The following is a 15,206-nucleotide window of genomic DNA, read 5'->3' on the forward strand; positions in this document are numbered from 1 at the left end:
TCCCCTAAATATACCACCGAGCCTTGGCGATACCAAAGGGAAAAATCCGTCTGATTAGACGATATTCTTCATCCACTTTTTCAGCTTGTTGACCATGCCGCCGGACTCCTTCGGCACATAGGTCTTGGCCTTGCTGCCATACAGCACCAGCCCGACCCCGGTGGTGCACCGGGGCGAGCGGACATCCTCGACCTTGCCGGTCACGCCCTGGGGATACCCGATCCGCACCGGCAGATCGAAAATCTGCTCCGCCATCTCGACGATGTTGGCCAACAGCGCGGTGCCGCCGGTGATGACGATACCGGCATTGATCCGGTTCCGGTATCCGGAGGAACAGATGTTCTTGTTGACCATTTGCAAAATCTCTTCCATCCTGGCCTCGAGAATCTCCACCATGATCCGCTGCGACACCTTGCGCGGCTTGCGGTCGCCGACCGTGGGCACCTCGATGATATGGTTGTCCTTGATCATCGAGGAGAGGGCGCCGCCGTACAGGTATTTCAACTCCTCGGCCTCCTGGAGCGGCGTGCGCAGCCCCACGGACAGGTCGCTGGTGAGGTTGTTGCCGCCCAGGGCCAGCTCCCAGGTGTGCTTGATGGTGCCGTTGCAGAAGATGGCCAGATCGGTGGTGCCGCCGCCGATGTCGATCAGGGCCACGCCCAGCTCCATTTCGTCCTTGCCGAGCACGGTCAGGGACGAGGCCACCGATTCGAGCACGATCTCGGCCACGTTGAGGCTGGCCCGGTTGCAGCTGGTGACCACGTTGTGCAGGGCAGTGACGTCGGCGGTGACGATGTGCACGTTGGTCACCAGGCGAACCCCGGTCATGCCCAGCGGGTTCTGGATGCCGGTGTGGTCGTCCACCATGTACTCTTGCGGCAGGACGTGGATGATCTGCTGGTTGTCCGAAATCTTGACCGTCTGGGCCGCCTGGATCACGGCCTCGATGTCCTTTTCCTTGATCTCCTGGTTGTTGATGGCGATGATGCCCGGCGAATTGAAGCCCTTGATGTGGTTGCCGGCGATGCCGACATAGACCGACTCGATGTCGCAGCCGGCCATGTCCGAGGCGGTCTCCACGGCCTGGCGGATCGACTTGACCGTGGACTCGATGTTGACCACCACGCCCTTCTTCATGCCCGACGAGGCGGCGGTGCCGACGCCGATGACCTCCACTCGGTCGTCGAAGACCTCGCCGATCATGGCGCAGACCTTGGTCGTGCCTATGTCCAGGCCGGCGACCAGTTCTCCGGGCTCACGCGGCTCCTGCTCTTCCAGTTCTTCATCCATCAATTTGGACTCCGGTAACCAAGACTTTATCATCTAAATAATCCATTCGAATTTCTTTAACGGCATCCACCTGCTTCTTCGCGTACAGCTGTTCCAGCACCCTGACCAGCCGACCGTACTTCAACGGGAACCGGTCCGTCCCGAAGTAGACGGGAAAGGGCCGGTCCACCAGATACAGGATGAGGCCCTGCCCCTGGTCGACATGTACCTCGGAAACCGCCTGGATGGGCAGGATGGCGTTGCCCCTGGCCGCCATCTCCAAAAGGCTGCATGCCGCACCGGCCAGGCTGCCCTTGGCCAGCCGGTCGCCCTCCATGTCCTTGTCGGGCCGGACGCCGGTGATCACCGGAAAATCCAGCTCCTGGCCCTGGCCGGCCTCGGCGAACAGGCGGCCGGAGCGGTCGATATAGTACAGGCGCCGCCCCTTGGCCTCCTCCAGATTCACCAAGGCAAACGGCCGATGTTCACGGATGGCGATTTCCACCGCCGAGGGCCAGTTGGTCGTGATCTCCGCCCGTTCCACCCAGGGATGGCTCTCGATCCGGGCCACCGCCGCCTTGGCGTCAAACCGGAGCAGGCTGCCGCCCTGCTGCAGGCCGACGAGATCGAGAATCTGCCGCTGGGTGGCGACGCGGGTTCCGGTCACCTTGATATCGGTCAGTCGGAAGATGGTCGACCGGAACAGCAACTGCGTCGCCCCCCAGAGGACCGTGCCCGCAACGACCAGCAGCACTCCGACCAGGACGGTGCTTCTGGCCAGCCGTTTCCACTGCCACAGCCGCTGGGCCCCGGCCACCATGGTCTGGGGACGGACCGACTTGGGCATGCGCTTGTTCCGCCGGAACAGCCTGGCGAGCAAGCCGCCCGTTTTGCCGGGCTTCTTCGCCCCTCCCTTCCGGGAACGGGACGACGACTGCCGCGGAGTATAGATCGCCATCGGCCCGCACGTCCCCTGCCTAGTAAATACGCACTTCAGGTTCCAGCAGGACGCCTGAATGCTCGAACACCTTTTGCCGGACCGCCTCCATCAGAGCGACGATATCCTCGGGCACCGCCCCGCCGGTATTGACGATGAAATTGGCGTGCTTGGGCGATACCATCGCCCGGCCGAGGGTCAGTCCCTTCAATCCCGCCTGTTCGATGAGGCGGCCGGCGAAATCGCCCTGCGGATTCTTGAAGAAGGAGCCGGCCGAACCGACCCCCTGGGGTTGCTTGCCCCGCCGCTGCGCGATGATGTCCCGGCAGCGCGCCGTCACCTGCCCGCCGTCGGCAGCGGCAAGGCGGAACACCCCGCCGGTGATCAGCAGCCGGACCTGGGGCTCGCCGGGCAGGCGGGTGGAACGATAGGCGAAAACCGCCTCCTCCCTGGCCACCGTCACCGCTTCGCCCCGTTCGTTCAGACAGTGGACCGCGGCCAGCATGTCGCCGATGGTGCGGCCGAAGGCGCCGGCATTCATCCGGATGGCCCCGCCGACGCTGCCGGGAATGCCGGCCATGAACTCCAGGCCACCGAGATTGCCGCGGGCGCACCAGCCCAGCAGGGCAGCCAGGCCGCATCCGGCGGAAGCCCGCACCAGATGCGCGTCGCCGTCCTGTTCGCGGACAATGTCCTGCGCCATGCCGCGCAGCCTGATGAACACGCCCTCGTGATAGCGGCCGGTCACCAGGATGTTGGAGCCGCCGCCGATCACATGCCACGGGATGCGCTCCCGGTGCAGCCAGCGCAGCAGGGTCGCCAGTTCCGCCACCGTGCCGGTTTCGGCCAGAGCCTCGACAATGCCGCCGGTGCGGAAGGTCGAATAGGCCGCCATGTCGACATCCCAGCGCACGGTGCGGCAGAGCGCCGCCAGTTCAAGATGCTGCCGGCTGTTCATCGCTCATCCCTCCTGCGCCGGGCCGCAGCCCGTCGAGGCGAGCAGGGGCAGCAACTGCTCGCCGGCGCGGACGATATTGCCGGCGCCCAGGGTCAACACCAGATCACCGGGCGCGATCAGCGGCAGCAGGGCCTGCGGCTGCTGCACCAGTTGGGGAATGTAATGGGTCTGCCGCTGGCCGTGCTGCTTGATTGCCTCCTGCAGCCGCTCCGAACTGACCCCTTCGATGGGCTGTTCGCTGGCGGCGTAGATGTCGGTCAGCACCAGCACGTCGGCGCGGCGGAAGGCGGTGACGAAATCGGCGAACAGCCCCTGCGTCCGGGTGTAGCGGTGGGGCTGGAAGGCCACCACCACCCGCCGTTCCGGCCAGCCCTCGCGCACCGCGTCGAGGGTGGCCCTGATCTCGGTGGGATGATGGCCGTAATCGTCCACCACCAGCACGCCGCCGGCCTCGCCCTTGACCTGGAGCCGGCGCTGCACCCCCTGGAATTGCTCCAGGGCGCGGGCAATCACCGGAAAGTCGATTTCCAGCTCCAGGCCGACGCTGATCGCGGCCAGGCTGTTGTAGATGAGGTGCCGGCCCGGCCGATTGAGGCGGATGACGCCCAGCTCGCCTGCGCGGCCGCGCACCGTGAAGGTGGAAGTGCCGTTGCCGGTGGCGATCTTGACGGCCTGGAGATCGGCCTGTTCGGTCAGGCCGTAGGTGAAGATGCGTTTCTGGATGCGGGGAAGGATCTGGGCGACATGGTCGTTGTCGATGCAGACCACGGCCACACCGTAGAAGGGCAGCCGGTCGATGAAGGCCAGGAACATGTCCTTGATGTGCTCGATGTCGCGGTAATAGTCGAGATGTTCGAGATCGATGTTGGTCACCACCTCGATCACCGGCGACAGCTTGAGAAAGGAGCCGTCGCTCTCGTCGGCCTCGGCCACCAGAAACTCGCCCTCGCCCAACCTGGCGTTGCTGCCCAGGCCGTGCACCTTGCCGCCGACCACCACCGTGGGATCGAGCCCGGCCTCGGCCAGGATGGCAGCCACCATCGAGGTGGTCGAGGTCTTGCCGTGGCTGCCGGCCACGGCGATGCCGTATTTCTTCAGCCGCATCAGCTCGGCCAGCATCTCCGCCCGCTGCACCACCGGCACGTGCGCCTCCTTGGCGGCGAGCACCTCCGGGTTGTCGGCCGGGATGGCGGTGGAGGTCACCACCACGTCCGCGCCGGCAGCCCAGGCCGCCTCATGGCCCTGGTGCACCACTCCGCCCAGCTCCTCCAGCCGCCTGGTGATGTCGGTGGCGCGCAGATCGGAACCGCTGACCCGGTAGCCCAGGCTCAAGAGCAGCTCGGCGATGCCCGACATGCCGATGCCGCCGATGCCGACGAAGTGGATATGTTTGGTCTTTCTGTACATGAAGGCCCTATAGCGATGAGTAGAAGGTCATTGCCGCCGTCTCCGGCACGCGGCGAGCCGGATGCACTCGTCCACGATCCGTTCCGTGGCATCCGGCATGGCCATGGCCTTCATGTTGGCCGCCATTGTATGTAACTCTTCCCTGTTGCGCAAGTGCTCGCTGATGGCGCCGGCGAGAATTTCGCCGGTCAAGCCGGACTCGCGCAACAGCCGGCAACCGCCGCCTTTTACGTAATATTCTCCATTCGTTGCCTGATGGTCGTCGGCCGCGTACGGATAGGGAATCAGCAGGGCGGGCACCCCCATGGCCGCCAGTTCGGCGCAGGTGGTGGCGCCGGCCCGGGAGACCGCCAGATCGGCCCGGCTGTAGACCCCGGCCATGTCCCGGATAAAGGCTTCCACCTCGGCCTCGACCCCGAGCTGGGCGTAGCAGTTGGCCGCCTGGTCGCGGTCGGCGGCGCCGGTCTGGTGGATCAGGCGCACGGCAAAATGCTCCGCCTGCAATCGCTCCATCGCCGCCATCATCAGCACATTGACCCGGTGCGCCCCCTGGCTGCCGCCGAGGACCAGCACCGTGGGGACGGTTGCCGCCTGCTTTTCCCTGCCGGCCGCGGCCAGGATCTCCCGCCGCAGGGGATTGCCGGTATGGACGGTCTTGCGCGGCGGAAAGGGCGGCGTGCACGGCAGCGAGATCAGGACACGGTCCGCCAGTCTGCCGGCCAGACGATTGGCCATGCCCGGCACCGAATTCTGCTCGTGGATGGCGATGGGGACCCGCAACAGCTTGGCCGCCAGCAGGACCGGTCCGGTGACATAGCCGCCGACGCCGAACACCAGGTCCGGCTGAAACCGGCGCAGCAGCCGCAGGGCCGCGGCCACCGCCCCCGGCATCAGCAGCAGGCTGCGCAGCCGGCCGGCCGGGCCGAGCCCCTTGACCCCGCCGCATTCCAGGGCCGCCAGTTCGAAACCGAGCCCGGCCAGAGCCTGCTGGTCCAGCAGCCGCGAGGTGCCGATGAACAGCACCCGCGATTCGGGCAGCCGCTCCCGCACGGCCGTGGCCACGGCGATGCCGGGAAAGAGATGGCCGCCGGTGCCGCCACCGGCCACAATCAGACGCATCGGCTCCCCTGCCCCCGCATGGTGGATCGGGATGCGGCCATCAGCACCCGCTGTGCCGCCCCGCCCCGCTTCCTTTGATGATCGATGCACCCCATCCGCTTCATGCCGCCGTCAACCGTTTGTTGTCCGTTCCCGGCCCAGTTGGAGCACCTGCTCGGCAAAAACCCGGCCCCGCTCCGCGTAGCCGGAGAACATGTCGAAACTGGCACAGCCGGGCGCCAGCAGCACCAGATCACCACCGGTCGCCACGGCCATGGCCCGGCGCACCGCCTCGGCCATGGAAGCCACCGTCTCCGTCGCCACCACCGGCTCCAGGGCCGATCGCATCAATCCGGCCGCCTCGCCCAGCAGGACCAGATGCTTGACCTTGCGGCCGACCACCTCGCGGAGCAGGGTGTAGTCGCCGCCCTTGTCGCGGCCGCCGGCAATGAGCACCACCGGGGCCTCGCAACCGGCCAGCGCCGCTTCCAGGGCGCCGATGTTGGTGGCCTTGGAATCGTTGATGAAGCGGACGCCGGCGATGGTCGCCACCTCGGCCATGCGGTGGGGCGGCGGCTCAAAACTGCGCAAGCCGCGGGCGATGGCCTCGGCCGCGCAGCCCAGTTGCGCGACCGCCAGGATCGCCGCGGCGGCGTTCAACTGGTTGACCGACGAATGCAGCCTGGTCGGGCCGAGGTCGTACACTTCCTCGCGCCGCACGCCGTCTTGTTCCAGATGCAGCTCCACCTTTCCGGCAACGATCCGGGCCGCGCAAGCCGCTGTCCGGCCGAAGGCATACCGCCGGACGCCGTCGCGAATCGGCGCGGCGGCGGCCATCGGATCGTCGGTACCGAGGATGGCGCAGTCGCCTGCCCGCTGATGCGTAAATAGCTGCATCTTGGCGCCGGCGTAGGCGGCGAGACTACCGTGGCGGTCGAGATGATCCGGCGAAATGTTGAGCAAAAGGCCGATATCGGGCCGGAAGTCGCCGGCTAGATCGAGCTGGAAGCTGGACAACTCCAGCACCGCCGCATCGTAGCCGCCCGGCTCGGCGAAATAGTCCAGCAGCGGCGTGCCGATGTTGCCGCCGACAAAGGGGCTCCGGTTCGCCGCCCGCAGCAGGTGGCCGATCAGGCTGGTCACCGTGGTCTTGCCGTTGGAACCGGTCACCGCGATCACCGGCACCGGATAGCGGCCGGCCGCCAGCGCCAGCTCGCCCAGAATCGGCAGCCCCTGGGCACGGGCCGCCTGGAGTACCGGCAGGTCCAGGGGTACGCCCGGACCGGGGATGACCATGTCGGCGCCGGCGAGGAAGGCGGCGGTGTGGCCGCCGTGCTCCAGCGCCACGCCGTTTTCCTGCAACCAGGCCACGGTGACCGGATCGATCCGGTCGAGACCGCGCTGGTCGGAAACCCGCACGCGCGCCCCCCTGGCCACCAGATAGCGCACCGTGGACAGCCCCGCCGCCCCCAACCCGATCACCACCGCCTGTATGCCGTCACGGATCTGCATGGCCTATCTCAGCTTCAGGGTTGCCAGGGCCATCAACCCCAGGATGATGGAGATGATCCAGAAACGGACCACCACCTTGGGCTCCAGCCAGCCCTTCTTCTCGAAATGGTGATGGAAGGGCGCCATGAGAAAAATCCGCTTGCCGCCGGTCATCTTGAAATAGCCCACCTGGAGGATGACCGACAGCGCCTCCATGACGAAGATGCCGCCGACGATCACCAGCAGGAACTCCTGCTTGGTGATCACCGAGACCACGCCCAGGGTACCGCCCAGGGAGAGGGAACCGGCATCGCCCATGAACATCTCCGCCGGGTAGCAGTTGAACCACAAAAAGCCCAGGCAGGCGCCGACAATGGCGCCGCAGAAGACGGTGACCTCGCCGGCGCCGGGCACATAGGGAATCTGGAGATAGCTGGCGACCACCGCGTTGCCGGCGACATAGGAGAAGATGAGATAGGTGGAAGCGGTGATGACGATGGGGCCGCAGGCCAGGCCGTCGAGGCCGTCGGTGAGGTTGACCGCGTTGGAGGCGCCCACGATCACCAGCACGGCGAACGGCAGGTACCACCAGCCCAGATCGGGATGGAAGGTTTTGATGAAGGGAAGGCTGAGGATGCCGTCATATCCCTTGGTCATGAGCAGAAATATACCGACCATCGACGCGCCGGCCACCTGGAGCACCAGCTTCTCCCGGGCGCTCAATCCCCGGGAATTGCCCTTGCGGATCTTCCTGATGTCGTCGGCCGAACCGATGGCGCCGAAAAAGAGGCTGATGCCGATCAGCATCCACACCAGGCCGCTGCGCAGGTCGGTCCACAGCAGCGCCGAGGCGGTCATGGCGAAGAGGATCAAGACCCCGCCCATGGTCGGCACCCCTTTCTTGGAAAAATGGGTTTCCGGCCCGTCGTCGCGGATCACCTGGCCGATCTGTCTTCTCTTCAACCAGGCGATGAAGCGGGGGCCGATGATGACCACGAGCAGGAAGGCCGTCACCGCGCTGCCGATGGAGCGGAAGGTGATGTAGCGGAAAACGTTGAGCCAGCTCAGCTCGGTATGCAGGGAATAAAGCAGGTTGTAAAACATGTGGAGTCGTTATTGGTTCGTTAGCAATCGTTGTTCCAGTTCGTCGAGGAGCTGTTCCATGCGCATGCCGCGCGATCCCTTGATCAAGAGCCAGTCGCCCGGCCCCAGGCTGCCTTCCGCCAGCATCCGGCAGAGGGCCTCGGCCATGGCCCGCGGATTCGGAAAAAGCAGCACCTGCTCCGGCCGCATGCCGCCGGCGAGCGCCGCCTCGGCCAGGGGGGCGACCTGGGTGCCGGTGAGCAGCAGGCGGTCATAGCCCAAATCGGCCGCCAAGGCGCCGATGCCGGCATGAAGTTCCGCCGAGGCCTCGCCCAGCTCGAGCATGTCCCCCAGCGCGGCCACATGGCGGCAGCCCGCACCGAAGGCGGCGATGGTACGCAGACCGGCGGCCATGGAGGCGGGATTGGCGTTGTAGGCATCGTTGACCACCTTGAGCCCGCCGGGCAACTCGCTGACCGCCAGCCGTTTGTCCACCGCGGGCGCATAGCGTTCCAGGCCGCGGGCGATGACCTCCGAGCCGATGTCCGCGGCATGGGCGATGGCGGCGGCGGCGGCGCAGTTGCTCACATTGTGGCTGCCGAAGACCGGCACGGTGAGCCGGCGCCGCCACGGGCCGATGTGCAGGGTGAAGCGCATGCCCCGGTCGCCGAGATTGTCCTGGCGGGTGACCCGGACCACGGGCCGATGCCGCCGGCCGGCCGGGGTGACCGCGAAACCGATGCGGCTGCCGCCGGACTTTTCCGCCTGCGCCAGCACCTGGGGATCGTCGCAGTTGACCACCCGGACGGCCCCGGGCCGCATGCCGGCAAAGAGCTCGCCCTTGGCCGCGGCCACGCCGGCCACGCTGCCCAGCCCCTGCAGATGCGCCGGGTGGACATTGTTGATGCAGCCGATGTCCGGATCGGCGATGGCCGCGAGCCGGGCGATCTCACCGGGCGCGCTCATCCCCATCTCGACGACGGCCAGCCGGTGGCCCGCCCCAAGGGGCAGGAGGGTCAGCGGCAGCCCGACCAGGTTGTTGAAATTCCCCTTGGTCTTCAGCAGCGGTTCGACACCGGCACCGGTCTCCGCGAGGGCTTCGGCGAAGATGGCCGCCACCATTTCCTTGACCGTGGTCTTGCCGGAACTGCCGGTGACGGCCGCCACCTTGACCGCGCCGTCGAGCAGGCGACGGCGGTAGGCCGCCAGATCGCCGAGGGCGCGGAGGCTGTCCTCAACCTGGATGTAGAGAACGCCTTCCCGGAAGGCGGCGGGCATCCGTGCGGCGATCACGGCGGCCGCGCCCCGTGCCGCCGCGGTGTCGATGTAGGCATGGCCGTCGAAGGTTTCGCCGGCAAGCGCCACGAACACGTCGCCGGCGTTCAGGGTGCGGGTGTCGGTCGAAATTTCCCCGAGCACGGCATGCTGGCCACCGGCCATCACCCGACCGCCGGTGGCGGCCAGCAGATGGCGCTCGTTCCAGTGCAGGAGGCCGTTGGTGGCCTCGAGGACGTCGTCGAAGAAATGTCTGGTCGTGCCGATGATCTGGTAATTCTCGTGGCCCTTGCCCGCGATGAGCATGGTGTCGCCGGGCGCGGCCAGGCTACAGGCGGCGGCGATCGCCTCCCGCCGGTTGCCGATCACCGCATAGCCGGCCAGCGGCTGCGGGCCGCGGAACAGCTCGGCCAGCGGATACGGCTGCAAGCCGCCGGCCACCACGCCGGGCACAATCTCGGCGATGATGGCCTCGGGTTGTTCGGTGCGCGGATTGTCGGAGGTGACGATCACCACCTCGGCGTGCCGGGCGGCAATCGCCCCCATCTGCGGCCGCTTGCCGCGGTCGCGGTCGCCGCCGCAGCCGAAGACGCAGATGAGACGGCCGCCGGTCAGCCCCTTCAAGGTCGCCAGCACGTTGTCGAGGGCGTCGGGCGTGTGGGCGTAATCGACGAACACCGCCGGCCCCGAAGCTGTTTTTTCTCCCGGCAGCCGCACCCGCTCCAGCCGGCCGGGAACGCTGGGCACCGCAGCCAGTCCCTCGCCGACCCGCCTAGCCGACAGGCCCAGGGCCATGCCGACGCCGGCCGCGGCCAGGACGTTGAGCAGGTTGTAACTGCCGGCCAGCGGCGAGGCAAAGGGAAGGCGCCGCCCCTTGAGTTCGAGCCGGCAGTGCAGCCCCTCCACGGTCTGGCGCACCTCTTCGGCGCGCACCTCGCAGTCCGGAGCAAAGCCGCAGCGGATCGTCGCCCTGCCCCCGACCGCTTGGCAGATCGCCGCGCCCCAGTCGGTCCCCTCGGCCTTCGGCCCCAGCACCACCACCGCTGTGCCGCCGAACTTGAGATGGTGCCGGAACAGCCGCTCCTTGGCGGCGAAGTAGTCGGCCATGGTGCGGTGATAATCGAGGTGGTCGCGGCTGAGATTGGTGAACAGGGCCACATCGAAAGTGGTTCGTCCCAGCCGTTGCTGATCCAGGGCATGGGAGGACACTTCCATGATCACATGGGTGACGCCGGCGTCGGCCATGGTGCGGAACAATCCCTGCAGGGTCACCGGATCGGGCGTGGTCAGGGGCGCGGCCTGAAGGATATGGACATCCTTGCCGTCGTGATAGCGGTAGTTGACCGTGCCGATGACGCCGGGCCGATGGCCGGCTGTCGCCAGCATCCCCTCGATCAGCCAGCTGCAGGTGGTCTTGCCGTTGGTGCCGGTGATGCCGATCAGGCACATCTCGTCGGCCGGAAACCCGTGCCAGGCCGCCGCCAGTTCGCTGACAGCCGCATGACTGTCGGGGACGCGCAGTACCGGCACCGGACAGTCGGTCCATGCATCCTGGCCTTCAACCACGACCGCCAGGCACCCCCTGGCAACGGCATCGGCGATGAACAGGCGGCCATCGGTTTTCGCGCCGGGCACGGCCACGAAGAGGCTGCCGGGCACCACCTGCCGGGAATCGGCGGTGACCGAGGCGACTTCCCTTGCCAGGACGGCCGGCGGCACGCCCCCTGCATCCGAGGAAGGAACGCTCTCAAGAAGTTCTGCCAGGGTGCTCATCGTCTTGCCCCACTCATTTGGAATCCAGCGTGAGCATGCATTCGTCAATCCCGAGCAACGGCTGCCCCGGCAGCGGGTACTGGGCGACGATCCGGCCGCTGCCGTTGATCCGGACTTTCATCTTGTACCGGTCGATCTGCTGCAATCCCTTGCGCAGACTCATCCCCCGCATCTGCGGCATGACGCCGACCGGCTCGCTGATCCTGCCCGGGGTCTCCCGGACATTCAGCCGTTTACTGATGAAGAACTGCCGCAGGTTCTCCTTGCTCCGCTCCGGAGGCGTTGCCGCCACGGCCTCTGTCGAGTTATTTTTGACAAAACCGGCGAGCAATTCCTTGCCCATGCTCTCCAGGGCGGCCAGACCGTTCCCCTTCTCCTTGATTTTCGGATAAAGGTGATCCTGCTCGATCGCCATCAGCAGCAGGAATTTCGGCTGTCTGGCCGGAATGAATCCGGCGAACAGCTCCTGGATGGAGAAACGGGAAAAATGCTTCTCCCGCCGCATCTGGGTATAGTCGGCGGTGAAGGCGACCAGGTTTTCCTGCTCCAGGAGCCAGTTGGTGAACAGGTCGCGCCGGATCTTCACGCCCAGGGCCGGATCGAGAATGTGGATCTTTTCCGTGGCGTCGTCATTGCGCAGATAGCGTTTGCCCGTCCTGCGATCGTAAAGCGAATCGACCACATAAGGCGTGATCCGCCAGCCGCCGTTGACCAGGCTCGCCAGGGTGACCCCCACCTGCACGCCGGTGACCACCGGTTCGGCTTCACCCTGTTCCGGTGCGCCAGGCCCCGATTCCCAGTTGCCGAACACCGAACCGTAGAGCTGGATCTGCTGCTCGAAGGTGTCGAGCTTTTCCCCTGAAAAACCGTAGTTGGGCGCAGCCACCGTGGGCGGCAGCAAGGCCGGGCCGTCCAGTCCTTCCCGCTCGATGGCGGCGGCCCTGGCCAGGATGGGTCGGATCAGCTCCTTGTTGAGCACGTGGTTGTACATGCGGTTGATCCGGTTGCTTTCGCTGGCCTTCCAGAAATAATTGGGGTTGAAGGAGGGCTGGTTGACCAGGGCCAGGATCCGGCCGCTTCCCGGTTCGATCACCATGCCCATGCCCTTGTCCGTCCCCTGGGCGGCGAGGTAGCCGCGAAACCGGTTTTCCACCTGCTTCTGCAGTTCCATGTCCAGGGTCAGCATCAGGTCGGCGCCGGCGGTTCCCAGGCTTTGCTGGCCCTGGAAATCGATGTCCGGGATGTTGGGTTTGCGGAAACCGCCGCCCTGCAGCACGGTATCGTATTTTCCCTCCACTCCCGCGAGGCCGACGCCGTCTCCCATGAAACCCAGCACATGGGAAGCGGCGGTGTGTCCGGGATAGAACCGGACCTCCTCGGATTTGCACGTCACCCCCCTGAGGTGCAGGCCATTGATCTCTTCCGCCTGCTTCTCGTCGACGTCCTCGGCCAGCAGCATGGAATCCTGCGTATTCTTCAACCGCGCTTCCAGCCGCTCCGGTCGCTCGTCGACGAACTGGGCCAACTGCTGCGCAATCTCATGCCGGTCACCGATTTCGGCGGGATTGACCTGGAGGGCATACAGCCGATAGGAGACCGCCATCTCCCGCCACCTTCTGTCATACACAGTGCCCCTTAAAACAGGTTCAGCGGGCGATTGGCCCGCTGAACGAGAGGAAATTTTGCCGACAGCAGACTGTAGTATCCTGCCGATATCCTGGAGGGAGGGATGGATTCTATACAGAACGGTGCCAGCTGCTGTCAGCAAAATAACCAAAAGAAGGAAGGGAAAAAACCATCGTTTTTTATTCTTTCTGGACCTGAGGGATTTTGTCATCGCCAAACTACATCCGACGCACCTGTCCTTGGTCAGGCTCGAACAGTTTCAGCCTGGTTTTGGCCAACGACGCGATTTGCGTTTTCGAGGCCACCTGAGCCCGTGCCGCCAGCAACCGGACATTTTCGTTGGCGATGGCCGTGTTTCTGGCCCGCAACTGTTCGGCTGCGGCCTGCATGTCCACCACCTGTCCATGGAAAACCTGGGTCAGGGCCAAACCGAGCACCAGGGCCACTCCTGCCATGGCGGCCAGCATTTTACCCTGCTCTCCCGGAACACGGAATGCAATCCACGACCGCTGGCGGGCCTTCGCCTTCGACAGCGCCAACTGACGGGGCCTGTATGCCCGGACACGTACGTTCGGCGACATTTCCGATCCTCCTGCTTTTCCTTGCCTTTCCCCCGAAACAGGTTTCGGAGATCCGTCACGCTCTCGCCGCGACCCTGAGCTTGGCGCTGCGTGCCCTCGGGTTGTGCTCGATTTCCCCGGCCGACGGCCCGATCGGCCGACGGCTGACCACCTGGTAGGCCGGATTGTGCAGAAACGACTGCTTCACGATCCGGTCCTCCAGGGACTGGAACGTGATAATGCAGATTCTGGCCCCCGGTTTCAACACCGCCGGCGCCGTGGCCAGCAACCGGGTCAGATTGTCCAGTTCCCCGTTCACCGCTATCCGCAGGGCCTGAAACACCTTGGTGGCCACATGCACCTTCGACGGATGATATTTCCGCGGCACCGCCGCGGCCACGATGGCCGCCAGCCGGCCGGTGGTCGCTACCGGCTCTTCCTGCCTGGCCGCGACGAGGAACCGGGCGATCCGTCGCGCCTGCCGCTCCTCGCCGTAGTGATAGAAAAGATCGGCCAGTTGTTCCTCGGACAGCTCGGCGACCAATGTGGCCGCCGTCACCGATCTGGAGCGATCCATGCGCATATCGAGCGCGCCGTCGCCCCGAAAACTGAACCCCCGCTCTATCCGGTCCAGTTGCAGCGAGGAAACGCCGAGATCGACGACCAAGCCATCGACACCCTTGATTCCCAGCCGGTCGAGTTCCGGAACCAGATCGGCATAGGAGGCCTGCACCAGAGTAAGCCGCCCGCCAAACCGGGCCAGTCGATCCGCGGCCATGGCCGCCGCGTCTTCATCCCACTCGAAACCGATCAACCGGCCGTCGGGCGCCGTGCGTTCCAGGATCGCCCCGGCATGTCCGCCCAGACCGAGGGTGCCGTCCACGTACACGCCCCCTGGTCGCGGCATGAGCCACTCGACCACTTCATCTCGCAGGACCGGGACATGCGCGCCATTTTGACCGTGCGACATCCGTCTCCCCGGCCTACATGATGCCCAGCTTGGCGAGCCCTGCCCTGTAATTGCCGAAATTCTGCCGGGTCTTGCTGGCTTCCTCGTCCCAGAGTTTTTTATCCCAGATCTCGAAATGCCGGAGCATGCCGACCACCGCCACATCCTTGTCGATCCCCATTTCGCTTCTCAGCGTCGGCGGCAGCAGAATACGCCCCTGCTTGTCCACCTGGCATTCGTTCACGCCGGCAATGATGTAGCGGACCAGTTCGTCGAAATCCGGCTGCCCCTCTTCCTGAGCGAGCAGCTTTTCTTCCAGGGCTTCCCACTCGGCGACCGGGTACGCCCGCAGATTTTTGTCCCAATGGGTGACGATCAGCATTTCGGAGTTGTACTGCTCCCGCAGCACGTCGCGGAACCGGGTCGGTATATTCAGCCGCCCTTTAGGATCGAGGGTATGTTCCGAGTGACTCCGAAATCGCTGCACAGCGCTTTATTCCCTTTTACCCGTCCCCAGGCAGGCCATCCCGCCACTTTCAACCTCTTTAAACCACTTTCCGCCACCTCATGGCTCATTTGTAAACGAACCAACCACGAGAGTCAAGAAAAAATACGTGAAGATAACGATGTCGCACGCGTTGATTCATCCGGCACCGCCATTGGCAAGAACAAAGAAAGAACAAAACGATATCAGACGGCAGGGCGACGGGGTCGTCGCCGGCATCACGGCTACATCGTCCCGTCAAAAAAGGAAAGCAACAGAGGCGTAACTCAGGAAAA

12 protein-coding genes are annotated in these 15,206 nt (G+C 65.4%); all 12 read right to left on the bottom strand.

Going from position 1 to position 15,206, the window contains the following annotated elements:
- Positions 1-54 precede the first annotated feature (54 nt).
- On the bottom strand, positions 55-1,290 hold the full coding sequence (gene ftsA, locus Q362_RS0111400; protein WP_028318797.1) for a cell division protein FtsA: 1,236 nt from the start codon (positions 1,288-1,290) through the stop codon (positions 55-57).
- Positions 1,283-2,227 carry a cell division protein FtsQ/DivIB gene (locus tag Q362_RS20335; protein ID WP_084312619.1) on the bottom strand — a complete coding sequence of 315 codons (945 nt, stop codon included), beginning with the start codon at positions 2,225-2,227 and terminating at the stop codon, positions 1,283-1,285. Before Q362_RS20335 ends, ftsA begins: the two co-directional genes overlap by 8 nt.
- 19 nt (positions 2,228-2,246) lie before the next feature.
- Positions 2,247-3,164: a UDP-N-acetylmuramate dehydrogenase gene (murB, locus tag Q362_RS0111410; protein ID WP_028318798.1), complete on the bottom strand. Its 918-nt coding sequence runs from the start codon at positions 3,162-3,164 to the stop codon at positions 2,247-2,249.
- Positions 3,165-3,167: 3 nt separating this feature from the next.
- On the bottom strand, positions 3,168-4,571 hold the full coding sequence (gene murC, locus Q362_RS0111415; protein WP_028318799.1) for a UDP-N-acetylmuramate--L-alanine ligase: 1,404 nt from the start codon (positions 4,569-4,571) through the stop codon (positions 3,168-3,170).
- Positions 4,572-4,598: 27 nt separating this feature from the next.
- Positions 4,599-5,690, bottom strand: coding sequence for an undecaprenyldiphospho-muramoylpentapeptide beta-N-acetylglucosaminyltransferase (gene murG, locus Q362_RS0111420; protein WP_028318800.1), 1,092 nt, complete (start codon positions 5,688-5,690; stop codon positions 4,599-4,601).
- 111 nt (positions 5,691-5,801) lie between these two features.
- Complete coding sequence (gene murD, locus Q362_RS0111425; protein ID WP_028318801.1) at positions 5,802-7,181, bottom strand: UDP-N-acetylmuramoyl-L-alanine--D-glutamate ligase; 1,380 nt, start codon at positions 7,179-7,181, stop codon at positions 5,802-5,804.
- A 3-nt stretch (positions 7,182-7,184) separates the two neighbouring features.
- Complete coding sequence (gene mraY, locus Q362_RS0111430; RefSeq protein ID WP_028318802.1) at positions 7,185-8,264, bottom strand: phospho-N-acetylmuramoyl-pentapeptide-transferase; 1,080 nt, start codon at positions 8,262-8,264, stop codon at positions 7,185-7,187.
- 9 nt (positions 8,265-8,273) lie between these two features.
- A complete protein-coding gene (locus tag Q362_RS20340; RefSeq protein WP_035216484.1) occupies positions 8,274-11,291 on the bottom strand; it encodes a UDP-N-acetylmuramoyl-L-alanyl-D-glutamate--2,6-diaminopimelate ligase in 3,018 nt (1,005 codons plus the stop codon).
- A gap of 13 nt (positions 11,292-11,304) precedes the next feature.
- Positions 11,305-13,128: a hypothetical protein gene (locus tag Q362_RS0111440; protein WP_084312621.1), complete on the bottom strand. Its 1,824-nt coding sequence runs from the start codon at positions 13,126-13,128 to the stop codon at positions 11,305-11,307.
- Between the two features lie 7 nt (positions 13,129-13,135).
- Positions 13,136-13,498 (bottom strand): hypothetical protein, encoded by a 363-nt coding sequence (locus tag Q362_RS0111445; RefSeq protein ID WP_157470049.1) that lies wholly within the window; start codon positions 13,496-13,498, stop codon positions 13,136-13,138.
- A 55-nt stretch (positions 13,499-13,553) separates the two neighbouring features.
- The gene (gene rsmH / locus Q362_RS0111450) at positions 13,554-14,447 is read right to left on the bottom strand and encodes a 16S rRNA (cytosine(1402)-N(4))-methyltransferase RsmH (RefSeq protein WP_035216485.1); all 894 of its coding nucleotides are present in this window, start codon (positions 14,445-14,447) and stop codon (positions 13,554-13,556) included.
- Positions 14,448-14,460: 13 nt separating this feature from the next.
- On the bottom strand, positions 14,461-14,913 hold the full coding sequence (mraZ, locus tag Q362_RS0111455; protein ID WP_028318806.1) for a division/cell wall cluster transcriptional repressor MraZ: 453 nt from the start codon (positions 14,911-14,913) through the stop codon (positions 14,461-14,463).
- Positions 14,914-15,206: the final 293 nt, after the last annotated feature.

It is taken from the genome of Desulfobulbus elongatus DSM 2908 (assembly GCF_000621145.1).
Lineage (GTDB): Bacteria > Desulfobacterota > Desulfobulbia > Desulfobulbales > Desulfobulbaceae > Desulfobulbus > Desulfobulbus elongatus.

Bases quoted from the DNA above. Each gene is read 5' to 3' on its own strand.
- Q362_RS20335 (WP_084312619.1), bottom strand. From the start codon at position 2,227: ATGGCGATCTATACTCCGCGGCAGTCGTCGTCCCGTTCCCGGAAGGGA.
- murG (WP_028318800.1), bottom strand. From the start codon at position 5,690: ATGCGTCTGATTGTGGCCGGTGGCGGCACCGGCGGCCATCTCTTTCCC.
- murD (WP_028318801.1), bottom strand. From the start codon at position 7,181: ATGCAGATCCGTGACGGCATACAGGCGGTGGTGATCGGGTTGGGGGCG.
- Q362_RS0111440 (WP_084312621.1), bottom strand. From the start codon at position 13,128: ATGACAAAATCCCTCAGGTCCAGAAAGAATAAAAAACGATGGTTTTTT.
- murC (WP_028318799.1), bottom strand. From the start codon at position 4,571: ATGTACAGAAAGACCAAACATATCCACTTCGTCGGCATCGGCGGCATC.
- ftsA (WP_028318797.1), bottom strand. From the start codon at position 1,290: ATGGATGAAGAACTGGAAGAGCAGGAGCCGCGTGAGCCCGGAGAACTG.
- mraY (WP_028318802.1), bottom strand. From the start codon at position 8,264: ATGTTTTACAACCTGCTTTATTCCCTGCATACCGAGCTGAGCTGGCTC.
- murB (WP_028318798.1), bottom strand. From the start codon at position 3,164: ATGAACAGCCGGCAGCATCTTGAACTGGCGGCGCTCTGCCGCACCGTG.
- rsmH (WP_035216485.1), bottom strand. From the start codon at position 14,447: ATGTCGCACGGTCAAAATGGCGCGCATGTCCCGGTCCTGCGAGATGAA.
- Q362_RS0111445 (WP_157470049.1), bottom strand. From the start codon at position 13,498: ATGTCGCCGAACGTACGTGTCCGGGCATACAGGCCCCGTCAGTTGGCG.
- Q362_RS20340 (WP_035216484.1), bottom strand. From the start codon at position 11,291: ATGAGCACCCTGGCAGAACTTCTTGAGAGCGTTCCTTCCTCGGATGCA.